The sequence below is a fragment of the Pseudoalteromonas piscicida genome, assembly GCF_002744175.1.
GTDB lineage: Bacteria > Pseudomonadota > Gammaproteobacteria > Enterobacterales > Alteromonadaceae > Pseudoalteromonas > Pseudoalteromonas piscicida_B.
This window is the reverse complement of sequence record NZ_NKHF01000071.1, coordinates 1-23693: the sequence shown is the minus strand read 5'-3', so window position 1 is coordinate 23693 and position 23693 is coordinate 1. Positions and strand designations below refer to the sequence as shown.

The window sequence follows — 23693 nt, the reverse complement described above, 5'->3', positions numbered from 1 at the left end:
CGAACCTTTTGGTGCGGGGGGCGTTTATGCTGATACTTTTCTTACAGCACTAACTAGCCCCCGCGGTAATAATAATCACCACGTTGATAATCACGACTAGGAGTGTTGCTGTTAGTAACATTGCTTGAATTCCGTAAATGTAAACACTGCAAACGCTCAGTGTATTCACTGCGTTGCCTCTTTTTCTATTAATACCGCGCCTAGCCCACCTAAGTCAACACAAAAAACTATGCTATTTAAAATTAAAAACCCTAAATTAGAGAATAAAAAAACCACAAAAAAACGAAAGAAAGAATTGAAACAACAAAAACATCAAAAATGAGCACTTTCTATTGTCTGCCTCCACTGATAACGAAAAATTTACGTTATTGATTTGGCCATATGAAAATTTTTCTACAGCCCGGTGACAGGGTATTTTTTAGTGACATTCACCTTTCAATATCGCAGACTGACCTTTTACAAAAAATAGGGACTATCAATATGGTTAGAGTTTTTTCCCCTGCCATTTTTATTTATCTTTGCTTAAGCTTTTTTAGTGCGCTCGCCAATGCCGAAGTCGGTCTGTGGAAAATAGAAAAAGATAACCGCACTTCTTACTTGTTTGGTACAGTGCATGTTGGTGACAAACAAATGAGCGGACTACCCGAGAAAGTAAAAAATGCTATCGCCAATAGTGACAAAGTCATGGTTGAAGTGAACGTAGATGCCCTCTCCCCCTTTGAAATCCAGCAACGCTCAATGCCTTTTATGCTGTTAAAAAATAACCAAACTTTAAAAGATCAGCTGTCACCAAAGGTGTATCAGAAGCTCCAAGATTACTTTGCGACTAAACAAATAGATATCACTCTATTTGAACGCTATGCACCATGGGCCGTGATGGTAACTATGCTGCAACTGGAATATCAAAAGTTAGGGTTTAGTGAGACAAACGGTATCGATAAACAAGTTATTGCCTATGCGAACGAAAAAAAGATCCCTATCGGAGAATTCGAAACTTTAGAGTATCAATTAGAAATGTTCAGCCAACTTAGTATTCATAGCGATGCCATGCTGGAAGAAACATTTGCGCAAATGTCTGATTTAGATACATACTTTTTAGATTTGGTTTCTGCTTGGCGAACTGGTGATCTCGACAAATTAGCTCACTATTACAACGTGAGTTTTGACGATGATCAGTATGGCAAACTAGCCGAACAGTTAATGATCATTGAACGCAACAATAACTGGGTAGCAAAGTTACAAACGCAACTCCCGAAAGAGTCTCTATTCATTGCGGTTGGCGCACTGCACCTTGTTGAGCAGTACGGTCTTATCACCCAACTGAAAAAACACGGCTATACCGTTACTAAATTATAATCCGACGTATGCTCGTTGGGACGGTTTATCCCGAACCGACGAGCACTTATCAAAAAAATAAAAATCGATTTAAACCTTTTCATTTACCTTTGCGACTTATCTTTCAAAGACGTTCGTTGAAGGTAAACAATAATGAAAAAAATCGCACTCGCTTTAGCACTTAGTACCGCAGCCATGACAACTCAGGCTGCCGAGACAAAAACCATTACCGCTTCGTTTCCAAGTAACGGCTTGACTGAACTTGAAGTGGATATTGCTGTCGGCAAAATAGACTTACAAACCTATAACGGAGACAGTATAGAAGTTGAAATTCTTGTTGAACCAAAAGACTCCGATAGTTGGTTTGGCAATACTGATGTAAATGATGCTCAGCTAACCAACAAGACATCGACGAATAAACTGGCGCTGGAAGTAAACTCTGATGACTATGAGCTATCTTGGCAAGTAAAAGTCCCAGCTAACTTGGCATTAGATATTGAAGTTGGCGTCGGTAAGATAGATATCGACAACCTTAATAATTCCGCCGATTTAGAAGTTGGGGTGGGTAAAATCAAAATCACCTCAACAGCTGTGGATTTCAAAGAGGTATCTTTAGACTCAGGAGTAGGCAAAACCGCTATGTCTGGATACCAAAACTCAGCGACCTCTGAAAAGAGCATGGTTGGCTCGAAAACCAACTACACTGGAAAAGGTCAATACTCTATCGATGCAGAAGTGGGTGTCGGTAACATTAAGCTAAGAAGAGACTAACGCTTGGCACTCGTCCAGTACCAAGGTAATTTTACTTATTAGTGCTTCAGGCTGCAGCGGCTTATACAGATGAGCCGTTGCCCCCAAAGCATATACCCGCTCTTTGTCTTCATCATTGGTGTTAGCAGTCACCACTATAATTGGGATGGTAGGGTCCATCTCTCTCAGCCGCTTTGTGGCTTCATAACCGTCCATCACTGGCATATTTAAATCCATTAGTACCACATCAAACTTACCTACCTCATACAATGCCAACGCCCGCTCTCCATGCTCTGCATGTGTGACCCTACTAGCTATGGGCTGCAACATTTTTTCGATAACTCGAGCATTAAGCAAGTTATCTTCCACCAGCAAAATATTGGCAGAGATAGATACTGCTTGGTTATCTTCAGCAACCTGCTCATCAAGTTCAATGGGCACAGCCAGAATAGCCCGAGTCCCGCTCGGCTCTTTCGCGCTAAACTCCAAACGTCCACCTAATGCTGAGACCAATAGCTGACAGCGTTTAAGGCCTAACTGTGAGCCCTGAAAATGCTCTGTATGCATCGACTCACGTAAGTGGGCATAATCAAAGCCAGATCCAGTATCTTCAACAATAAATTCTAAATGTGGCTTTTGCTCGTACAAAACCAAATTCGCCAATACTTGAATACTGCCTTTTTCGGTAAACTTAATCGCATTATTGACAAGCTCCGTCACCAGCCATCCCATCCGCTTACAATCGCAATAACACATCACATCAAGCTCATTACTCAACGCTAGGTTAAAGGCTAATGACTTTTGATGTGCGGTAAGCTGAAACACAACACATGCTGATTTAATTACCTCTCTGAGCTGTACACGATGACGCTCAATGACCACCTCTTGCTCGGAAAGGTTATTATAGTCCTCTACCGAGTAAAGCAAGTTATCCAGTTGATTTGCAGCACTTTTCACATTCTGCAATTGTTTAACATCCTTGCTGCTAAGGTAAGCGTCAAGGTAACCTTGAATAGCCTGCAATGGCGTTCTCAACTCATGACTGACGCGCGCTAAAAATCGAGATTTTGAGTGAAGTGCATCATCTGCTAACTTTCTCGAGGCTTCTAGCTGTTCAAAAGTATCGGCAATCTCTTTTGCCATAGGCCGAAACACAAACTTTGCCTCAAGAAACAACAGCGTTAGGCCAAAAAGCCAGATGAGAAGCTCTATTTTCCGGACTAATTCGGTTTTTTGCAAAGCTTGTTGTTCGAATAGAGAAACGGCGTTGTTTAGCTCAGGAAGTAACTGCTGAGACACCTGAAAAATCTGTTTTGCTAAAGATGGTGTGGGTTGGGCTAAATGTGCTTTTGCTAAGGCTATAAATACGGAGCTTTGTTCGTCTAATCGTACGGGCGGCTGATAATACAATGACTCAAGTTGACGGTTGAGGTATTCAAATCGCCCCGCTTCTCCCGTGGTTAAAAATACATGGTTACTCTCAAATTTCTCAATCGCATCACGCAATGCTTCAGGGTTTCTTTGACCATCTAGCGCACTAAACAAGGCAATGCGCTGCGACAACATGCGCTGCATGCCAGCTAGATTAATAACATGAGCATCTTGGCTTTGTTGATACAACAGATACTGCATCACGCCCATCGCCAGCGATAACAGTAATGCCATCGCCAGCAGGGCACCAATATAGCGAAATTTAACTTTAGATTTTAATGACATATTTTTATTTTTTATCTCATGACAAGATTTCAGCCGCAATCTTTAGTGTAGTGGACAATTGTATTATTTACAGTCTAATGCTTGACACCTAGATGGCCAAAGTGTTTCAATGCGCCCTCACCCTATTTAGATAGTTTGATGCCTAGGCATCAAACTCAGGGCTGGAAGAGGTGCGTTATTCAGGTAACTAAGTGAAGGAGAGCAAACTCCGTTGCAACTTAGTGAGGGGAATATACGCCGAGAGATAAGTAAATTTTGCTTTTGCTTATTTCGGGCGACTGGGTTGAATCCCAGCGACTGTCACCAACATACTTGGTGGAGAGCTTCTGGTCTTAGAAAAATAAGGCCACTTTCTGCCTTATTCTTTTTTAAGTCCATTGCTCTTCGAATTTTAACGGTTCGAAGTTTGGACACCCTCCTAACTCCGAACATGATTTAAGTTCGGTAGAGATGAAATCACAATTCAACTTATCTGACTATCCTTTATGGACTGCTCTGGTTACGCCTTTTGATGCTGAAAACCAGGTCGATTTTGCCGCGTTGACGGCCCTTGTACGCGATCAAGAGCGTGCACACAATGGCATTCTGTTATTGGGCAGTACGGGAGAAGGACTCGCACTTAGCCAACCAGAACAGCAACAAATTGTTGAGTTTGTGTGCCAACTGGCCCCCAATGTACCACTGATGGTAGCCGTTGGAGGCAGCAACCTTGAGCAGCAAACACAGTGGGTACGCTTTTGTAATACGCAACCGATTCACGCGCTATTGCTTGGCTCACCCATCTATGCCAAACCCGGCAAAATAGGACTTGCACATTGGTTTAGTACGCTCTTAGATGAAAGCGACACTCCTTGTATGCTCTACAATGTGCCAGGTCGCAGTGCTGTTGCTATTGCACCTGAGTTGCTGGGTGAACTTGCCAATCATCCTAACTTGTGGGCACTAAAAGAGGCCAGTGGCGATATCGCGACATTTGAAGCATTCCGTCAAGCCGCACCTGAGGTGGCAATTTACAGCGGCGATGACGGTTTAATGCCTTACTTTGCCCAAGCAGGTGCCGCAGGCCTTGTCTCTGTTGCTGCAAACGCATGGCCACAACAAACGGCTGAATTTGTCAGACGCTCTCTCAGTGGCACCTCTCCTAATTTATTTACTATTTGGTCAGAAGCGGCAAACAGTCTATTTGCTGTGGCAAATCCAATTCCTGTGAAAGTGCTGATGCACCTTCAAGGCAAGCTAGCAAGTCCAAACTTGCGCCCTCCTCTGACACATTTAGAACTTACTCACACCGATGCGATTGCTCGCGCGAACGAAACGATTTTATCTTGGAACTAAGGCAGTAAAATATGAGCTGGTTAACCCTATTAGACAATTTAGAAAATGGTACGGTACGTGCCGCGACACAAGACGAGCAGGGCCAATGGCATGCGAATATAGAAGTAAAGCAAGGTATTCTTGAGGCATTTAGAAACGGCGTAAATACTGAGTTCCCTGGCGGCTTTGTCGATAAAGATAATTTAGCACCGCGCGGCTTTGCAGCGCAAGACGAAGTCCGTATGGTGCCAGGTGGCAGTAGCGTTCGCAGAGGCGCTTATGTTGCTTCAGGTACGATCATCATGCCACCTGCCTACGTGAATATTGGTGCTTACATTGATTCAGGTACAATGGTAGATAGTCATGCCTTGGTTGGTTCATGTGCACAAATTGGTAAAAACGTACACCTCAGCGCAGCTGTACAAGTCGGTGGGGTATTAGAACCGGTTGGAGCAAGTCCTGTCGTTGTTGAAGACGATGCATTTATTGGCGCAGGCTGTGTGCTCGTTGAAGGCGTTGTTATAAAACGCGGTGCAGTATTAGCCCCAGGTGTTCGCCTTTCAGCTAGCATCCCCGTTTATGATTGCGTAAACGAACGTTTATTAGAAAAAGGTGAAGCGATCCCTGAAAACGCCATCGTGATCCCAGGGTCTCGTCCAGCATCTAGTGAGTGGGCTCGCTCACAGGGGCTAAGTATGTCTTGCGCCCTCATCGTAAAATATCGTGATGAGCAAAGCGATGCATCACTTGCATTAGAAGAGGTGTTGCGCTAATGAGCTGGTTGAGCACGTCACAACGAGCCGTTGCTGAAACCTTAATACAGCAACACGATACCCCGTTTTTCTGTTATGACTTAGATAAATTAAGCGCACATGTCACACCACTGATAGATCAACAAGTCGTGAAGTTATGGTATGCCGTAAAGGCCAATCCACTGTCTCATATTATTAAAACCTTAGATCATGCTGGTTTTAACTTTGATGTGGCGTCCAGTGGAGAATTGGATCAGGTTTTATCACAAGGTATCGCTCCTGAGCGCGTGCTCAATACAGGCCCTGCTAAGTCGCTAAAACAGATCCGCCATTTTGCCCGCCAAGGTGTGCGCATTTTTGTTGCAGAAAGCCATAATCAGGTACGGTGGCTAAATCAAGTCGCCGCAGAATTCGACCTGCAATTTGAGGTGCTATTGCGTGTGCAACTGCGCTTTGACAAGGCTGAACATAATCCACTCGGTGGCAACACACTCACCCCTTTTGGTTTGGGCGCAGCACAATGGCAAGCACTAACGTTAAACGACTATACCCAACTAGATTTCATCGGTCTGCATATTTTCCAGTGGGGCAATATGCTCAGCAGCGATACACTAGCTGAGCTCTGGCAAGCCATGGTTGCGCCACTAGTGCAGCTTTCTGAAGCGCTAGGGATCACCCTAAAAGTGCTTGATTTAGGAGGCGGGCTTGGGATCCCCTATGATACACAAAGCCCTTCTTTACACTGGCAAAAGCTGATCGATACACTCGCAACAATTAAGGCTGCGACACAAGTCGAGGAGTTATGGATGGAGTTAGGCCGCTATGCCGTTGGTGAGTGTGGCTTCTATCTCAACCCAGTGGTCGAACAAAAACAAAATTATGACGAGCAGCAGTTAATTGTCTCTGGTGGTGTGAATCACTTGCTACGCCCAGCAGTTACCGGACAAGCGTTCCCAGCCGAATTGTTACGAAGCTCTACTGCTGAGTGTATTGATTTTCATATTCATGGCCCACTTTGCACTGCCTTAGATAAATTAGGAACTTTACCCTTACCCAATGACTGCGCCGAAGGCGACTGGCTAGTATTCAGTCAATGTGGCGCATATGGTTATACCGAGAGCATGCCTTTCTTTTTATGCCATGAATTGCCAGCAGAATATGTGATCTCTGATGGTGACGTGATTTGCGCACGACCTGTCGAATCAGCCATGAGCTACTTGAGGTAAATATGAACTCCATTACACAGCAAAATATTCAGGTGGGCGAGATTGCCAATGGCTTACCACTGACCATCCCTGTTTACCGCATCAAAGGCGATGGCAGTGGTCCAAAGGTTTATGTTCAAGCCAATATGCATGGCGCTGAAGTGCAAGGCAATGCGGTCATTTATCAACTTTTGGAACAATTGAAGCCGCTATCTCTGTGTGCAGATATTACTTTGGTCCCCTATGCCAACCCAATAGGCTGCAACCAAAAGTCGGGGGAGTTTACCCTTGGCCGCTTTGATCCGATCACTGGTACTAACTGGAACCGCATGTACACTGATCATTCAGTACTTGCGCAGCGCTTTGCTGAGCAATACCCTGACCTTGCGATTGCTGAGATCGAACAGCAATTTCGCCAGTTATTAATCGAGCATACGCAAGCCCACTTAGATGCATCACTAGATAGGCTTACCACAGGAAAACGCATTGCGCTCAATTTACAACGTTTAGCCCACGAAGCGGATATCGTACTAGATCTACATACCGGGCCAATCTCAGCAAAGCACCTTTATTGCCCAGAGTATGCCAAAGAAAGCGCAAGCTATTTTAATATTCCACATGTATTACTTATTCCTAGTGACTTTGATGGTGCAATGGATGAAGCCAGCTTTTGTCCGTGGTGGGCACTACAACAGGCCTATGCCACCCAAGGTAGAGAGATCCCCGTTTTAACTGAAGCCTTTACTGTTGAGCTCGGTTCTCAAGAGAAGATTGATTTAGATGAAGCATGGCACGATGCAACGAGCATCCTAAGTTACTTGAACTATAAAGGGGCATTTAAAGATGCGTCTTTTGCGCCGCAAGAGATGACTCGCTATGCCTGCCTACTTGAGAACTACCGTGCTTTTTACGCTCCAATGGGTGGAATGGTTGAATACACGGCAAAGCCCGGTGAACATGTGAAAGCTGGGCAACCCATCGCCAAAATACTGCGTATGGAGCGTTACTTATCAGAAACCCCACTCAATGAAATAACGCTAGATGAAGACGCCATAGCTATCCTTCATTTCGCCTCTGCCAGTGTCAATCAGGGCACTGAATTATATAAATTTTTTACTAAGGTTGAGACGCTATAGCTCAACCCAATCGAATTGCGTGAGAGTAAGTCAAATCTTTTAAGATTGATACTTACCAAGGTATGGCGGCAGTAGTCGCCACCTTTTTTAAGGACACGTTTGACCTTCTCGATTCATTTCCCTTTCATTATCATTAAGTAATAATGTAATCAATTGTACTTACTCTCGGCGCATTAACATGAAACTGATACGACTCTCATTACCGGCTTTAGCCTTGCTGGCTCTACCATTACAGGCTCAAGAAAACTCGCAACAAGACGAAATCGATTTAGTAAAACAATGCGTGCTTAATGCCGTATTGACAGGAGATAAAGACAAGACAATTGATCAGGTCCGCAAAGAGTGTGCCGAAGTAGATGCAGATAACCACCTCAGCCAACTTGATAAACGTATGGCACGAGAGCGGGTAACAGAAGAGAATCGCAATGTACTGACGCCACATAAACGCAATTACATTCTACCTGTTTCATACATGACAAACGTAAATAGCCGGCCGTTTGACGGCTTAAAAGCCATCGACGATGACAGCGGCGAACCCATAGATAACTTCGAAGCTAAGTATCAAATTTCATTGAAGGCACCGATCTACAGAAACTTCTCCGATAAAGATCAAGCAATCTACTTTGCTTTTACTTTGCAATCTTATTGGCAACTCTACAATAAAGATATTTCGTCTCCATTTCGTGAAACGAATTATGAGCCGGAAATTTTTTGGGTAAACTTCTTAGATGATGAGAATGTGCTTTGGGGTGACGAAATGGCCTTTGTACTTGGACTATCGCACCAATCAAATGGCCGCAGCCAGCCAAACTCACGTTCTTGGAATCGTATTTACGCAAACTTTATTTGGGAAAATCGAGGTTTTGTATTCAGCTTTAAGCCTTGGTATCGTTTGCCGGAAGACGACAAAGAGGATCCATTAGACCCGCGTGGGGACGATAATCCAAATATTGATGACTACTTAGGCCACTTTGAGTTTAGTGGTGTATATCGTTATGAAGAACACGAATTTGGCTTTATGTGGCGAAACAATCTAAGCAGCGACAACCGCGGCGCGCTCCAGCTAGATTGGTCATTTCCGATTTGGGGTCGTTTACGAGGCTATGCACAGTACTTTAACGGCTACGGCGAAAGCCTGATTGATTACAATACCCATACTCAAAGACTGGGGGTAGGTGTACTACTTACTGATATTCTGTAACCATATAAGTACTGAGGTTTGGAAAACGACTATGCTACCCAAACCTCAGATTAACTAATCAGATTAACTAAAATACCTAAGCTCAATTGAATGAACAAAGCTGTGCTACTTTTTTCTAAGCTTATTGTGGTTTGATAACCACAAACTGACCTTCAAACTTAGCGACCAAGATGTCACCGTCATAGACTTTAACTGGCACTATATATTTGGCTTTACCGTCACTTTCCAGCGCTCGTAGTTCGCCTTCGCAATCTGCAATAGTCACCGTTGCAGCGGGGGCCGTTGTTAGCGGTTTTAGATACTTAATATTGGCATCAGCCAGGACGATATCCCCTTCTAGCCCAAGCTCCTTAAGTGCTAAGTAAGTTGCACCCCAGCCTGTTAAAGTTGCCATACTATAAATAGAGCCCGCAAACATAGAGTTATGCAGATTTAGGTTTGCCTTTAGATCTGCCTTGGTGGAGAACTGCCAATCGGTATAACTTTCCACCTTGATACCCATCGCATCACTGATAGGAATAGACTCGCGCCACGTATTTTGCAATGTGTGAGTCCAGTCTGGCTGCCTAAACCAACCCGGTTCTGTTGGACGCTGTTTTACCATTTTCCAATGTTGCACGTCACCATATGCCAAATGCGCCTTTTCGACGACTTCATAGCCATGACGCTCATAAAACGGCAGAGCGCGCTCTCGGGCAAATAACACCAACTCTTCCGCTTTTTGTGTCCAAGCGATCACCTCAAGTTCATGCAACAAACGGCTGCCTAAATGATGACCTCGATGACCATCAGCAACTGCCATATAGCGTACTTGTGCCTGCTTATGATTGTTGAAGTGCAGCCTAGCTACGCCTAGCACTTCACCTTCATTATTTTTGATATAGCGATGTTCAGCCTCTTGTTCTAAATCGTCCTGCTCGCTACCTCGTGGTTGATCCCATGGCGCTCTTAGCACTTGCCAACGCAATTGGTAGTAAGCTTGCCAATCTTCGCTGCTTTGCGGTGAAGTTACCTCAAACATCACTGACTCCTGTTATTACTGGCCATTAGTGGCTATCTTTATATTGTTAAATACACCCTACAAGATATGCCTAGTGTAGGGAATAAAATGCGCTAAAACACTTATCCTTTAGTGTAAAAACTGATGGACAAGCTGGCATTCGCAAAATCCTAGTCTATGCTGATGTTATCATGGGAGAATTTATTACGCATTTAGGCACTATCAGCAACGACTTTGTGGACCAAAGCCACCAGCTAGGGCACTTGCTATATTGGCATAAACAAGGCAGAAATAGCATTCAAGTCCGGCAAGAAAAGTCGTTAAGGTGGCTGCTAATAAACAATACATTACAATCCGTTGTGGAGCTAAACCACCCGGAGCACTTGTTATTTCCGCATTTAAAAGCATTCGCAAATCGTTGGCAGATGGTTACTCCTCCTGCGAGCGTGCTAGAGCTTGGCCTTGGCGCTGGCGCCATTAGAGATTACCTTAATGCCACCTATCCGAGTTGCCACATAACAACCATAGATAACAACCCAGATGTGATCCATTGCTATAAACGCTATTTTGGCGGCGACCCACTTTGCGATGTGAATTGTGTTGATGTTTTTAAGGCACTTCAGCAAGGCAAAAAATATGATTGGATCATTCTTGATTTGTTTAGTGAGTTAGAGCCACCTATCTTTTTATTTCAGCACCAGTTTTATCGACTACTCAGAGCAGCTATCAACGAAGGCGGCCGATTATATATTAACTTTCTAACCGATCATGAGTCGCAACTTAAACAGTTACAGCATCTGCTGATCACAAACTTTGGTAAAAAGCCTTTTATTGAGAAAGTGCCCGATTACGCCAACATTATCATTGAAGTGAAGCGCTAACTCCTTTCGTCTTGGTCATTATTCAACACTAAAATTAAACGTCACTGGGCCGTCATTTAGTAAACTAACCTTCATATCGGCGGCGAACTGCCCAGTTGCAACCGGTACGCCAATAGCTTTAGCTTGCGCGACAAAATATTCATATAATGCATTTGCTTGCGCTGGAGTGCCGGCACTTGAAAAGCTAGGTCTCATGCCCTTTTTTGTATCTGCGGCCAGCGTAAATTGCGAAACTACCAGCAGTTCCCCCTCAATATCTTTGAGGCTTAAATTCATTTTGCCATTTTCGTCAGTAAAAATACGGTAGTTACTAACTTTATGCAGCAGCTTGTCAGCGGTTTGCTCTGTATCGGTTTTCTCTACACCTAGTAACAGCAATATGCCTTGCTTGATCTGACCTACCACTTCTCCATCCACTTCAACCTTTGCTTCACTGACTCTTTGAATTAACCCTTGCACTTTTTACCTCATGTTTGCATTTAATGATGCTGGATTTTACACAGTAACAGATCGGTGGCCCGCCTGATAGCTTCAGCATAAGCGGGGTTAGCACAGCAATGACCAACCCCACTCAACACCAATAACTGTGCTTGTGTTTGTTGCGCCAATTGATGCACTGGCGCATATCGGCACATTAAATCATGGCGACTATGAATAAACCAAGTAGGTATCGACAGAAGTGACTCCGCATTGGTGATGATTTGCTGCGGATTAATAAAGCATTGGTGGCTAAAAAAATGCACCATCTGCTGAGCTTTGATCAACTGCTTATCTGCGCTACACAGCCTTATTCTTTGTGTATCGCACTGGTCGGTAATAAGAGTATCCCATTCAGCCCAGCGCTGAGCGGCTTTTCTTTGTAGTAGCTCGTCATTCCCAAATAATGCACCATGGTATGCAGCTAGTAGGGCTTGAGTTGACGCTGAAGAGCCTTGAGTAAACTCTTGATACTGCTCGGGGTAAGTTTGGGCTGGTGCACCAGTGTTACCGTATAGCCATTCGAGATCAGCATGCGTACCTAAGAAGCTAGACCATAGTACCATGCCCAATACACTGTCTGGATTAAGTTGTCCGAAAAGTAGGGCAAGCATAGCGCCAAAAGACTCCCCAGCAAGCACAATTTTTTCTAGCCCTAAATGCGCCTTGATTACCTGAATATCGCTGAGTAGGTATTGTGTGTTGATATGGTTAAAATCTGCTGGAGTCGAGCTGCCACAGCCCCGCTGGCTATACAAAATCACACGATATTTTTGTGGATTAAAGTAACCCAGTACATTGCATGAGTGGCCCTGCCCTGGGCCACCATGAAGCATAATAACAGGAACCCCATTACGGTTCCCGTACTCTTCGATACCTAGTTGGTGTCCTTCCCCTACCGCTAAATGGAAGCGACGTAACGCGTCGCCATGTTGATATAATAAGCTCATTATTCCCCCATGTGGGGCAGTAACTTGCCTGCTAACAGGTAAAAGTTAAAGTCCCTGTGCGTCTGGTGGGTCAAATTCCGAATTGGTATCTAGGCCTGCCTCTTCCATATCTTGAGTTAAACAGACAGTGAACTCTGCGCCAAGTAACACTACTATCCAAGACAAATATACCCATACAAATAAGATAGGCACCGTGGCCAGTGCACCGTAGATAACTTCGTAAGACGGAAAGTGGCTAATGTACAATGCAAACCCTTTTTTCGTCAGTTCGAATAATAGTGCCGCAAACAACGCCCCAGGCACCGCCGCTCGGAATGAAACACTCGTATTTGGTACTAAAGTATAGAGCATGATAAAGCCAACCATAGAAATTAAGTATGGCAGAACCTTGATGATAGCCCCACTAAATCCAGGGATCCCCTGATCTGCAAAAGAAACCAGTGATACAATATAAGATGTCATACCTATACTGGCTCCCAGTAAGACAGGGCCTAGGGTCAATACCATCCAGTAAATGGCAAATGAAATCATCAACGGTCGCTTCTTTTCTATTCGCCATATTCTGTTTAACGTAGTATCCACATTGCGGATCAGCAACAGCGCAATAACAGCTAAAAAGCTGACGCCGATCGCGGTCATTTGGTTAGCATTGCCAGTAAATGCGCTGATATGTTCTTTAATCGTGTCGCTCGAGGTTGGTACAAAGTTATTAAAAATAAAGTTTTCTATCGCCACTCGGGTTTCTTCAAACCCAGGGAAAGCAGAAAATATCGCAACACCTACTGCGACCAGAGGCACCAAAGAGAGTAGCGTGACATATGCCAAATATCCCGCATTAACGGTTATTTGGTCTTCAATACAACGCTTACTGTAGCGACGCCACCATTGGGGCTGAGAACGTAAAAACCGTAGTGCTACGACTTTCATCTCGGTTATTTTTTGCATCATATTTTAGTTAATATTCATGGATCACTTTACACATCATAACAATCCCATCCATAATTTATAGCGATAAATCATAAAATGACTGCGGTCAATTAATCACTTACTGATAACTCACCTTCTAAGCTCGGGAGTGCAAATGAAGAAACTCACCTTAAGCGCCGTATTGCTAATCATGCTCACAGGCTGTCAAAGTGCTTACTATGCAACCATGGAAAAGTTTGGTGTGCATAAACGCGAAATCTTGGTAGACCGAGTCGAAGAAACAAAAGAATCTCAAGAAGAGTCACAAAAAGAGTTTCAATCTGCCCTCGAAAGACTCACGACTTTAATAAACTTTGATGGTGGGGAGCTGCAAGAAGCTTACGACCTTTTAAATGACGACTATCAATCGAGCCTCGCTGCTGCCACTGAAGTTAGTAGTAATATAGATAAAGTCGAAGATGTTGCCAATGCGCTGTTTGACGAATGGCAAGATGAATTAGAACAATACTCAAGTGCTAAATTGAAGCGCGAAAGCGCCAGACAGCTAAGCCAAACGCAGCGTCAATTTGAGCGCTTGCTGCGCTCGATGCGTGGTAGTGAAGCTAAAATGCAACCGGTATTAGATTCACTGCAAGACAATGTCTTATACCTTAAACATAACTTAAATGCACAAGCAATCAGTGCAATCAAGGGTGAGTTTACTGGCCTTAAGCGTGACATTAGTGCGCTTATCGCCGACATGAATCGTTCAATTGAAGACTCGAATAAGTTTATTGCTGAAATGAATGCCAATAAAGCTGGCTAAGCCGATTTATTGTCAGTCTGAATAAATTAAAAGCCACACCTCAGCACTGAGTGTGGCTTTTTTACTCTTTTCACATAACCCTACTGAACTACTCTTGTTTTGGTGTTTCCATCAATAACTGCCAAGCAGCAGCCATATATGTTTGATACTGCCGTACAGGTGCCTCTTCCTGTTGCTCCTGATTAGTGACACTGGAGTCAACGCGGTAGCCATAAAACTGTTCACCACCAGATTGCTGCCAAATCAGCTCCTTATTTCTGATAGTCTTATATCCAAAAACATGCTCAGGCGTTTCAGCACGCACAAGTGAATGCCCAAAGCTAGCAAAGGGAGTATTTGACTGTGCAACTAAATCCATCACTGTTGCCGTGATATCCATATGTGAAGCGATATTGCGCTGACTTAATGCAGGGGAAATCCCCTTTCCTAACAGCAGAATTGGTACGTGAGTGAGCTCATATAAATTTGGCTTGCTATGAAAGTAGCGGCGACTGTAATGATCTCCTGTAATAATGAATAACGCGTCAGGGTACTTACGCTGCATCTTATCCACAAACTGTCCCATCATCTGATCTGAATACCAAAGATGCCCCAGTGTGTTGGCAGATAACACGTTATCATCCAGCGTCTGATATTGAGGTGGATACTCTCCATTTTTCCACGGATATTCACTATCGGACAAGTCTAAGTTAAACGGCCCGTGGTAACTGGTTGTCATGATTAAATTGAAACTATGCGCTGGTACAGACTGACTAACTAACTCAAACAATTGACCATCATCAACTCCCCAAACCCCTGCACTTCCTTTACCTCCCGCATTGGTGGCTGAATAAATATGATCTACACCATGCCTATCCATAAACTCACCCACAGTTTGCCAAGATAGCAGACCTCCGTAAAAGAACTGTGAGGTATAACCCTGCTCCTCCATTAGATGCACAATAGAGTAGTCGTCAGCAGAGCTTTTGAGACGGCTCATATTCACACCACTATACGGGATCCCTGTTACTAGACTAGACAAGGAGTTCATAGTACTAGACGCAGCCGGTATTGACTGCTCCACATAAATTCCTTGCTTTTTTAATCGGTGGAAATGCTCTGTTAATGCTAATCCCCGATACTTTGACTGCAATGGCCAAGAATCGAAACTTTCCATCACGATATAAAAAATGCGAGAAGGTTTCTCTATAAGCGGACCAATACTTTGGGTGTAATTACTTTCCCTCACTTTGTTAACTTCACGCAGGTCGGCCAAGTAAGGGTTGTCCTTTGCTGCATTAAGTTGATTCAAGTCTTGGTAATCTTTGATCGCATAGAAGAAGCTACGAAATGGGTTGATCACTAAGTTGTTTACAAATGGATCTGTGGTAACAGCCGACCACTTTCTTGAGGCAGGTCTTGAGTCGAACGACCCTCGAGCGGCACAAATAAACAAAACAAAGACGAGTATTGAAATAATGCCTTGTTTAGCTTTGCTTTTAGGACAGATATTGATAATTAATCGATAGCTTCGTCTATCCACAAAACGAGTCCAGACAGTCACTGCACACAACAAAATGATGACACTAACTAAACTCCCCCATGGTTTGTATTGCTGGATAGCAGTACTGACAATGGCTTGCTGATCATCATAAAGTCCTTCCAGCATAAAATAATTATACTGGGACCCATACTCGCTAATGTACGTGACCCCACATACTCCTAACAACACAAAAGCGCTGAGGTAAATCATTCCTGTAATAATGCGTACTTTCTTGACCCAATGGGGTAAGCGTAAAGGCTGTAAAAAGCAATTCAGTAAAAATGGGATTGCAAGACAAACACCAGCCGCAGAAGAATCGAATTTAAACCCAGTGGCCAAGGCATCGAACAGCTGGTCACTGGTCAAATTTGGCGAGATTTTTTCACTAAAATAGACCAAATAGAAGAGCCGGAATGACATAAGTAAAAACACGCCACTGATCCATAATTGAAATATTTTCAGACTCTCGGTTATAAACGCGTGCCAGCGGCTACTTTCAGGCATCATAGATGTAGTTTGCATTAAAAATCCTTCGCAACTATTTAGGCCTAATTGTACCAATTACAAAAACCAAAAATAAGCGCCCCCCCCTCAAAAAAAACAATTATTACAAATTAATGACTGCCTGATTTATAACGATATGCTTAGAAATAAAGCAAAGACTCTTCAAAATTCTCCCCCTTCTCCAGACAAAATGAATAGTACTAAGGTACTAATAGATAATCTTGTAGTTGCTATTATTATTGACTTAAAGGAGGTACTTAAGTCGTGCCGTTTGTCTTTTCAATGGCTAGTTGAGCTTGTGAAAACCCGAATAGGGCTAACTTAATGACTTGATGCGGGTTTAGAAATACCCTATAACAATCAATACGAGGAGATAAGTAAGGATGTCACAGGTGCAAGCAATTATCGCCGATGACCACCCATTGTTTCGCAGCGCACTTAAACAAGCTGCAGCAAAGGCGATTAGCCAAGACCCAATAAAAGAAGCCAGTACCCTAGACTGCCTTTTCAATATGTTGATTGAATACCCAGAAACCGAGTTAGTGTTTTTAGACTTGTCTATTCCGGGTGCCAAAGGCCTAGAAGGTCTTGCTAGGCTGCGAAATCAATATCCTGATATTCTAGTGATCATGGTATCGGCTAATGAATCCATCAACACTATTAGTCAATGTATCGCGTTAGGTGCAAGCGCTTATATTCCTAAATCCTCTTCTTTAGAAGTGATCAGCGATGCGATCCAACAGGTTATTGAAGGTGAAACTTGGCTCCCTGAGGTTCTAGATATTACACCGGAAAGTACTACAGAGCAGGCTCAATTCGCGCGCAATTTAGAAAAGCTGACGCCGCAACAATATCGCGTGCTCGCAATGATCGCTGACGGTTTGTTAAATAAGCAAATTGCCTATGCCATGTCGGTGCAAGAAACCACTATTAAGCAGCACGTTTCAGCTATTTTAAAAAAGTTGAACGTATACAACCGCACCCAAGCAGGCATTTTATTTAATCAACTCACAACTGATGTCCATAGCGAGGTTCAGCCTAGTCCCTAATACCATTGGATCAATTTAAGGGAGTAAATCAGACTCTCGCTGTGTTGAAAATTTCTCATTGAGCATTAATTATTGCTTGTCGGTATGGCCGTCGCCACTTTACCGTGAGCAAGGCGCGCTAGTGGAGTTATCGATAAGGTTTCTTCGCCTCAAAATAGCTCACTTAATTCAGCTAACTAGTATAACAACCACCTCGCTTTATGCGCTATAAACTCAGGTTACTGCATCAAGCGTTTTAACATCCGCTTCAGGGCCGGAGTTTTTAGCGGCTTGTACAGAAGCGGTATACCAGCATCACTCACCTGTTCACGGATCGCTTCATCGTGATTAGCGGTATTGATGATAATTGGCATATTATCAAGCTGCAGCGCTGCGATAACTTCCAGCCCAGTGACATCATGATCGAGCTGGTAATCGGCAATAAGGAGGTCGGCTTGCTCAGTTTCAACCAACTTGGTAAGTTCAGCCTTATCTTTTGCACATGCCACATCACACCCCCAACTACGCAAAACCTGAGACAGGGCTTCCAGTGCATGAATGTCATTATCCAAAACCCAAATAGACAAGCCAGCTAACTGCGTATCTCTGCCACTTTTCTCTGGTGATATTTCAGGCCTCTTGACGCTTTGCACTCCAAAACTTGGGAGTGTTAGTGTAAATTGTGTGCCTTTGTTAAGCTGCGATCCCAGCGTCAGCGGAATGTCTAATACTTCACAGATCCGTTTGCTAATCGCCAGTCCAAGTCCTAACCCTTGTGCTAACTCCTTGGTGTGTAATTGTTTGAACTCTTGAAATATAGCGTCTTGATCTTGCTTAGCGATACCAACGCCAGTGTCTTCAACAATAATAGAAACACAACTCCCTTGGCACTGCGCAATTAACCTCACCGTGCCTGATTCTGTATAACGAATAGCATTGCTCAGTAAGTTTCCTAACACCCTTTTCAATAATGCCTTATCAGTCTGTAATAACACATCTATAAACTTAGTCTCGAACTGCAACCCTTTATCTTTAGCCACAGCGCCATACTCATTGATTAACGGCTCTAATAATGACGACAATGCAAAGCGAGAACGATTCACTTTAAAAGCCCCAGCTTCTAGCTTTGTTAGCTCCAAAATACTGGACAGTAACTCCTCAGCACTCGCGAGCGAACTTTTGATACTCATTGAAAGCTCTGCCAGTTCTGTGCCCTGTGCCTTCTCGCTCATCAGTGAACAAAATAGACTTGCAGCATTAAATGGTTGTAATAAATCATGACTGGCCGCAGCAAAGAACCGTGTTTTACTTTCAGTGGCTTGCTCGGCTTGGCGCTTTGCCACTGTCAGTGCCTGATTGGTTTCAATCAACTCTTTGGTTCTGGCTGCTATTTTTTCTTCTAGATTGACATTCGCTTGTTCCAATAAGCTTTGCTGTTTTACAAACTCAGTGATGTCAGTGTAAGTAGTAACAAAGCCACCTCCTGGCAACGGATTCCCTTGCATCTCAAATACCCGACCATCATGGTGTTCCCGACGATAACGATAGCGATTGCCTCTGCGTAAATGCGACAAGCGCTTATCGACTTGAAGCTCAATATCTCCATCACCAAACAATCCTCGCTCAGCATTGTATCGGATCAGCTCAGCCACAGGGCGGCCAATAAATAAGGCTTGCTCAGGGTAATTAAACATTTCTGAATAACGTTGATTCCATGCTACCAGCTGTAATTGGCTATCTACTACACTGATCCCTTGGCTAACATTTTCAATGGTTGACTGGAGTAAATCTCGATTAAAGCGTAAAACTTGTGAGGCCTCATCTACAAACTCCGCCACCTGTTCAAGTGGCTGACGCTTTTCATCCTTCGCAACGTCAAGAATTAACTTCGCCGATGCCCCGCCAACGAGTGTCGACATCTCTTGCTCTATCACTCTTTCCACTGCTGAAGGTGCAGGCTGCTTCCAACTCGCCTGCTCTTTTGGGAAATGCTCCATAACCAGTTGCTGCGCTCGAGCTTGGTCGCTAAATCGCTGTAATAGAGTGGCAAGGTCGTGATAACTCAATGGCGTCATCGTTGACATAGGAGGCCTTGAAAACAAGATAAACTTGTTACTTTGTAAGCGCTCCGCCAACCTTGCTGATGAGAAAAAAGGAACGAGAATATAAACCAAGAGGTTGGCAGTAAGTGAAATCAGTACCGATTGGCTTGTAGGATCTAGCCCTAATGCAAATAAGTCATAAGGTGCTAGCCAACTAATCTGCATCGGCCCCGCACTTAACCAATGACTATCAAAGTTAAAGCCACTTACTAAACTAGGAAGTAATAACGTATAAAACCAAATAGTAAAACCAGTGAGAATGCCCAGCTGGGCACCTTTACACGATGCTCTGCGCCACCACAGCCCGATGATCATAGCCGGTGCAAATTGCGCTACCAATGCAAACGACATAAGTCCCATGTTCGCTAAGGTATTTCCTTCAGCAAGCACTCGATGACTGGCATAACTTAACAACAATATAAATACAATGACGATCCGCCGAGCATTAAGCAAATTGAATTTAGACAAACCTCTGTGCTTAGTGTTTAGCTGAGAGCGACGCAATAAAAACTGATTGATAAAGTCATTGGTGATCATAATGGAAAGCACTATGGTAGAAACGATCACCATACTAGTTGCCGCAGAAAAGCCACCAAGAAAGCTAACCAATGCAATGGTTGGGGCATCAGCAGCCAAAGGAAGTGCCAACATAAAGGTGTCATAACCAATATCTTGCCCATCAAAATAAATGAGGCCGGCATATGCAATGGGGAGAATAAACAGATTGATCAGCAACAAGTAAATCGGGAATAACCATCGCGCGGTGTTAAATTGGTTTTCTTCATCATATTCAATGAAAGCAGTATGAAACTGACGAGGTAAACACAACGTTGCGAGCACGCCCAACAGTACGTGTACTAAATAAACATAAGTTGGACTGGAAGTTTCGGCAATTCTCGCCGTGATGTCTTGTTGCTCAACCTGGTTGAATAAATTGGTTGGTGAATCAAACAAACTAAAGCAAACAAAAACTCCCACCGCGACAAAGGCGAGGAGCTTAATAAGGGACTCAAAAGCAATTGCAGTCATCAGCCCAGGGTTATGTTCACTAGGCCGGAGTCGGCGAGTACCAAATAGAATCGCAAAAAGCGCCAGTAACAAAGTAATATAAAAAGTACTATCTTGCCAAAAAGCGACGTTTTCCCTTTCTATTCCTTCGGTTAACATCGAAATACTGGCACTGGTGGCATTCAGTTGAAGAGCGATATACGGCACAACCGCAATGACTGAAATTAAAGAGATTAACCCAGATAAACTAGAAGAATTCCCGTAGCGCGTGGCGATAAAGTCAGCCATGGATGTAAGTTGTTGCTGACGGCAGATTTCAGCGATACGAGTAAAGACCTGCCAGCCGAAAACAAACAGCAAGATGGTTCCAACATACGTGGGAGCTAACCACCACCCGTTATTTGCTGCCTGCTCAGTCGTGCCGAAAAATGCCCAAGAGGTGCAGTACACACCCAGCGACAAAGCATAAGTAATTTGTTTCGCATGATAAGAACGAAATTTAGCACTTGCTTTATCTGCTCCCCAAGCAATCGTAAAAAGCAATGCTAAATACAACAATGCTATCAGGCTGATCAATCCAATTGAAAACATAACTGTGATGATTTTTTTATCGTTTACCCTAGCATAACGACTACACTGAAAAAAAACAGCGCACTTTAGTGCTATCACATTAAAATTCAATTTACCTAAATAATAAAATCTACATCAAACAATAAATCCCAAGCACTAACTTAAGCCCTAAAACCTTATTTATTCCTTAGGACTTAGGAACTATTTGGTTTTCCTTTTTTTTCGTTATGATGGTTATTTGGCAATTAAAAATTATTGCCAAATACGCAAGTAATGCTTGTAGGTTTTCAGTATGGAGTATTACTGACTCAATTAAAATAAAGTTACTCAGGTGCGTTCTATGCTTAAAAACTTGAAACTGAGCCAGCAGTTATCGGCTTCATTCGGGATCATGATAGTACTCATGATCGGTTTGTCGACTCTGGCATATACAGGGCTAACGGGCGGTTACACAAACTTTGTGGAGTATCGAAACCTAGCTCGCTCAAGTAATGCCGCCAGTGGGTTAGAAGCTGACTTACTCACAACACGAATCAATGTCCTCAATTATTTAAACCAACATAATAAACAACAAGCCGAACTATTTGATAAACAAATAGACGCCCTGAAAGTATACCTCTCTAATGCCAAAGAAATTGCCAGAAGCGAGGAAAATATGCAGCTACTTGAGCAGAGTCATAGCGTTTTACTCCAATATGAAGCAGCTTTCAGACAAATTGTGGCACTATTTGGCCGTAGAGATACCATTGTAAAAAGTACATTAGATCGAATTGGCCCGACAATGAGAGAGAATATTACTCAGCTCGCCCAGCAGAGCGCGAGTGATAAAAGCTTAGCAGGGTTAGAAAAAGCAGAAGCGATGCAAGAAAAGCTATTATTGGGCCGGTTATTCGTGACTAAGTACTTAGTCGACAACCGAATACAGGATTTTGAGAATTCGATGAGTGAGTTTCAGCAATTAAATTCACTCATCGCTCAAACAAGGCAAATCCTAAGCAATGATACGGGAAAACAATTACTGCAAGATACAGCACAACTTAGCGAGCAATATATTCAAGGTATTAAAGAAGTACGAGATATTATAGAAGAACGGAATGAACTGATTAACCAAGCATTCAACCCAAGCGGTCAACAAATAGCCGGCTTTCTAAAGCAAATTAAGCTTGATATTAAAAGTGAACAAGATGCGCTAGGACCCCTTGCACAAGCGCAAAGTGAGCAGACGATCAGTAACATCGTTATTGTAGCCATCTTTATGCTGATTATTGGCTGTTTTTTTAGCTGGTATATCACTCGACTAATTAAAGCCCCGATAGGAGGCGAGCCACAAGAAATTGCTGATGTTGCCTCCCGTATTGCTGAAGGTGACCTAACCATTGAATTCAATAAAAGCGAGTCTGCAACCGGGATTTATTTGGCTATGCAAGATATGGGGGACAGATTAAAAGCCATAATTGCAGAGATCCAAAGCTCTACAGGGGCATTATCCAGCTCTTCTGAAACGCTCAGTGCAATAACGGCACAATCGAAGCAAGGTGCCGACAATCAAATGGAGCAATTAAGTCTTAGTGCAGTGTCGATGAACGAGATGGCCGCGACCATTGCCGAAATAACACAAAGTGCTCAACTTGCGGCAGATGCAGCAACCGATGCAGATGCACTCTCCACTTCCGGTGGCGAAGTCGTCATTGAAACACAGCAAGCCATGAAAGATTTAGTCAAAAAAATAAATAATGTCAGCAAAACAATCGAACACTTAGAAAAAGAAACAGAGTCTGTCGGTAGCATTTTAGATGTCATAAGAGGGATTGCTGAGCAAACGAACTTACTTGCACTTAATGCAGCTATCGAGGCCGCCAGAGCGGGAGAACAAGGCAGAGGGTTTGCAGTTGTCGCCGATGAAGTTAGAAGCCTAGCAAGTCGTACACAACAAAGCACAGATGAAATTCAGGAAATGATTTCTAAGCTACAAAATGAAGCGAAGCGCTCAGTCACTATGATGCGAGAAAATGTTCAAGATGCAAAAGATACTGCAAATAAGTCCGCCAAGACAGAGGAGCTGTTAACCTCTATCTCCTCAGCCATTAGTACGATCAAAGACATGAACTTACAAATCGCTAGTGCCTCTGAAGAACAAAATACCGTTACACAACAAATCTCACAAAGTGTTACCGAGATCAACGAAACAGCGCAAGAGACGACCATAGGAGCCGAGCAAGCTTCAACAGAGGCACTCTCTCTACTCACGTTAGCAAGAACGTTAAATAAATCAGTGAGCAGCTTCAGGCTTTAAACAATTGCACTTGTCTCAAGCACGGTAATAGCAAAATAGTTTGAACCATTCCCACTTGGGAGTGTATACACATAAATCGGCGGGTAAACCGCCTCCTACCCTGCTGAGACTGGTGGGAGCGAGTTTATCTCGCGAGGTGTTTGTTTTATCTTTGGCACCTTCGACTCGAATGTGTATGCACACAAATCGGCGGGTGAACACCATGATGAGGCTCTGG

18 protein-coding genes and 1 riboswitch are annotated in these 23693 nt (G+C 43.5%); of the genes, 11 read left to right on the top strand and 7 right to left on the bottom strand.

The genetic code is table 11. The features are described 5' to 3' along the window. Positions 1 to 480 precede the first annotated feature (480 nt). Both CEX98_RS15465 and CEX98_RS15460 read left to right on the top strand, forming a co-directional pair. Positions 481 to 1356, top strand: a complete 876-nt coding sequence (locus CEX98_RS15465; RefSeq protein ID WP_099642935.1) for a TraB/GumN family protein — start codon at positions 481 to 483, stop codon at positions 1354 to 1356. Between the two features lie 132 nt (positions 1357 to 1488). Beyond that, positions 1489 to 2106 (top strand): hypothetical protein, encoded by a 618-nt coding sequence (locus CEX98_RS15460; protein ID WP_099642934.1) that lies wholly within the window; start codon positions 1489 to 1491, stop codon positions 2104 to 2106. Here the strand turns inward: CEX98_RS15460 and CEX98_RS15455 are convergent. Further along, positions 2092 to 3801, bottom strand: coding sequence for a response regulator (locus CEX98_RS15455; RefSeq protein WP_242441723.1), 1710 nt, complete (start codon positions 3799 to 3801; stop codon positions 2092 to 2094). The two genes, CEX98_RS15460 and CEX98_RS15455, sit on opposite strands and share 15 nt — an antisense overlap. A gap of 157 nt (positions 3802 to 3958) precedes the next feature. Then, positions 3959 to 4135, top strand: a riboswitch (Lysine riboswitch). Positions 4136 to 4251: 116 nt separating this feature from the next. Here CEX98_RS15455 and dapA point away from each other — a divergent pair. From dapA to CEX98_RS15430, 5 genes are all read left to right on the top strand, one after another. Then, positions 4252 to 5136 carry a 4-hydroxy-tetrahydrodipicolinate synthase gene (gene dapA / locus CEX98_RS15450; protein ID WP_099642933.1) on the top strand — a complete coding sequence of 295 codons (885 nt, stop codon included), beginning with the start codon at positions 4252 to 4254 and terminating at the stop codon, positions 5134 to 5136. Between the two features lie 11 nt (positions 5137 to 5147). Next, positions 5148 to 5888, top strand: a complete 741-nt coding sequence (locus CEX98_RS15445) for a 2,3,4,5-tetrahydropyridine-2,6-dicarboxylate N-succinyltransferase (protein ID WP_099642932.1) — start codon at positions 5148 to 5150, stop codon at positions 5886 to 5888. Continuing rightward, positions 5888 to 7093 (top strand): PLP-dependent decarboxylase, encoded by a 1206-nt coding sequence (locus tag CEX98_RS15440; RefSeq protein ID WP_099642931.1) that lies wholly within the window; start codon positions 5888 to 5890, stop codon positions 7091 to 7093. Before CEX98_RS15445 ends, CEX98_RS15440 begins: the two co-directional genes overlap by 1 nt. A 2-nt stretch (positions 7094 to 7095) precedes the next feature. Continuing rightward, positions 7096 to 8208: a succinylglutamate desuccinylase/aspartoacylase family protein gene (locus CEX98_RS15435; RefSeq protein ID WP_099642930.1), complete on the top strand. Its 1113-nt coding sequence runs from the start codon at positions 7096 to 7098 to the stop codon at positions 8206 to 8208. A gap of 178 nt (positions 8209 to 8386) precedes the next feature. After that, positions 8387 to 9409, top strand: coding sequence for a phospholipase A (locus CEX98_RS15430; RefSeq protein ID WP_099642929.1), 1023 nt, complete (start codon positions 8387 to 8389; stop codon positions 9407 to 9409). Between the two features lie 121 nt (positions 9410 to 9530). On the opposite strand, the gene CEX98_RS15425 is transcribed toward CEX98_RS15430, so the two are convergent. Beyond that, positions 9531 to 10430 carry a bifunctional GNAT family N-acetyltransferase/hotdog fold thioesterase gene (locus tag CEX98_RS15425; protein ID WP_099642928.1) on the bottom strand — a complete coding sequence of 300 codons (900 nt, stop codon included), beginning with the start codon at positions 10428 to 10430 and terminating at the stop codon, positions 9531 to 9533. Between the two features lie 170 nt (positions 10431 to 10600). Here CEX98_RS15425 and CEX98_RS15420 point away from each other — a divergent pair, with 170 nt between their 5' ends. After that, positions 10601 to 11290 carry a spermidine synthase gene (locus CEX98_RS15420; protein ID WP_099642927.1) on the top strand — a complete coding sequence of 230 codons (690 nt, stop codon included), beginning with the start codon at positions 10601 to 10603 and terminating at the stop codon, positions 11288 to 11290. A gap of 18 nt (positions 11291 to 11308) precedes the next feature. Here CEX98_RS15420 and dtd read toward each other — a convergent pair whose 3' ends face one another. Genes dtd through CEX98_RS15405 form a run of 3 tightly spaced genes read right to left on the bottom strand, consistent with a single transcriptional unit; the run spans position 11309 to position 13665 of the window. Continuing rightward, entirely contained in the window at positions 11309 to 11749 is a 441-nt protein-coding gene (dtd, locus tag CEX98_RS15415; RefSeq protein ID WP_099642926.1) for a D-aminoacyl-tRNA deacylase, read from the bottom strand. Positions 11750 to 11769: 20 nt separating this feature from the next. Next, entirely contained in the window at positions 11770 to 12717 is a 948-nt protein-coding gene (locus CEX98_RS15410; protein WP_099642925.1) for an alpha/beta fold hydrolase, read from the bottom strand. Positions 12718 to 12762: 45 nt separating this feature from the next. Then, positions 12763 to 13665: a virulence factor BrkB family protein gene (locus CEX98_RS15405; protein WP_242441722.1), complete on the bottom strand. Its 903-nt coding sequence runs from the start codon at positions 13663 to 13665 to the stop codon at positions 12763 to 12765. Between the two features lie 133 nt (positions 13666 to 13798). On the opposite strand from CEX98_RS15405, the gene CEX98_RS15400 reads away from it, so the two are divergent. Next, on the top strand, positions 13799 to 14449 hold the full coding sequence (locus tag CEX98_RS15400; protein WP_099642924.1) for a DUF2959 domain-containing protein: 651 nt from the start codon (positions 13799 to 13801) through the stop codon (positions 14447 to 14449). A gap of 88 nt (positions 14450 to 14537) precedes the next feature. On the opposite strand, the gene CEX98_RS15395 is transcribed toward CEX98_RS15400, so the two are convergent. Next, complete coding sequence (locus CEX98_RS15395; RefSeq protein ID WP_099642923.1) at positions 14538 to 16493, bottom strand: LTA synthase family protein; 1956 nt, start codon at positions 16491 to 16493, stop codon at positions 14538 to 14540. Between the two features lie 365 nt (positions 16494 to 16858). Here CEX98_RS15395 and CEX98_RS15390 point away from each other — a divergent pair, with 365 nt between their 5' ends. Next, positions 16859 to 17524, top strand: coding sequence for a response regulator (locus tag CEX98_RS15390; protein WP_099642922.1), 666 nt, complete (start codon positions 16859 to 16861; stop codon positions 17522 to 17524). Positions 17525 to 17742: 218 nt separating this feature from the next. On the opposite strand, the gene CEX98_RS15385 is transcribed toward CEX98_RS15390, so the two are convergent. Continuing rightward, a complete protein-coding gene (locus tag CEX98_RS15385) occupies positions 17743 to 21204 on the bottom strand; it encodes a PAS domain-containing hybrid sensor histidine kinase/response regulator (protein ID WP_099642937.1) in 3462 nt (1153 codons plus the stop codon). Between the two features lie 319 nt (positions 21205 to 21523). Here CEX98_RS15385 and CEX98_RS15380 point away from each other — a divergent pair, with 319 nt between their 5' ends. Next, positions 21524 to 23476, top strand: coding sequence for a methyl-accepting chemotaxis protein (locus tag CEX98_RS15380; RefSeq protein WP_099642921.1), 1953 nt, complete (start codon positions 21524 to 21526; stop codon positions 23474 to 23476). Positions 23477 to 23693: the final 217 nt, after the last annotated feature.

Coding starts and splice junctions, on each gene's coding strand:
- CEX98_RS15430 (WP_099642929.1), top strand. CDS start 8,387: ATGAAACTGATACGACTCTCATTACCGGCTTTAGCCTTGCTGGCTCTA.
- CEX98_RS15410 (WP_099642925.1), bottom strand. CDS start 12,717: ATGAGCTTATTATATCAACATGGCGACGCGTTACGTCGCTTCCATTTA.
- CEX98_RS15465 (WP_099642935.1), top strand. CDS start 481: ATGGTTAGAGTTTTTTCCCCTGCCATTTTTATTTATCTTTGCTTAAGC.
- CEX98_RS15385 (WP_099642937.1), bottom strand. CDS start 21,204: ATGTTTTCAATTGGATTGATCAGCCTGATAGCATTGTTGTATTTAGCA.
- CEX98_RS15405 (WP_242441722.1), bottom strand. CDS start 13,665: ATGATGCAAAAAATAACCGAGATGAAAGTCGTAGCACTACGGTTTTTA.
- CEX98_RS15425 (WP_099642928.1), bottom strand. CDS start 10,430: ATGTTTGAGGTAACTTCACCGCAAAGCAGCGAAGATTGGCAAGCTTAC.
- CEX98_RS15400 (WP_099642924.1), top strand. CDS start 13,799: ATGAAGAAACTCACCTTAAGCGCCGTATTGCTAATCATGCTCACAGGC.
- CEX98_RS15455 (WP_242441723.1), bottom strand. CDS start 3,801: ATGTCATTAAAATCTAAAGTTAAATTTCGCTATATTGGTGCCCTGCTG.
- CEX98_RS15435 (WP_099642930.1), top strand. CDS start 7,096: ATGAACTCCATTACACAGCAAAATATTCAGGTGGGCGAGATTGCCAAT.
- CEX98_RS15390 (WP_099642922.1), top strand. CDS start 16,859: ATGTCACAGGTGCAAGCAATTATCGCCGATGACCACCCATTGTTTCGC.
- CEX98_RS15445 (WP_099642932.1), top strand. CDS start 5,148: ATGAGCTGGTTAACCCTATTAGACAATTTAGAAAATGGTACGGTACGT.
- CEX98_RS15460 (WP_099642934.1), top strand. CDS start 1,489: ATGAAAAAAATCGCACTCGCTTTAGCACTTAGTACCGCAGCCATGACA.
- CEX98_RS15420 (WP_099642927.1), top strand. CDS start 10,601: ATGGGAGAATTTATTACGCATTTAGGCACTATCAGCAACGACTTTGTG.
- CEX98_RS15395 (WP_099642923.1), bottom strand. CDS start 16,493: ATGCAAACTACATCTATGATGCCTGAAAGTAGCCGCTGGCACGCGTTT.
- dapA (WP_099642933.1), top strand. CDS start 4,252: ATGAAATCACAATTCAACTTATCTGACTATCCTTTATGGACTGCTCTG.
- CEX98_RS15380 (WP_099642921.1), top strand. CDS start 21,524: ATGCTTAAAAACTTGAAACTGAGCCAGCAGTTATCGGCTTCATTCGGG.
- CEX98_RS15440 (WP_099642931.1), top strand. CDS start 5,888: ATGAGCTGGTTGAGCACGTCACAACGAGCCGTTGCTGAAACCTTAATA.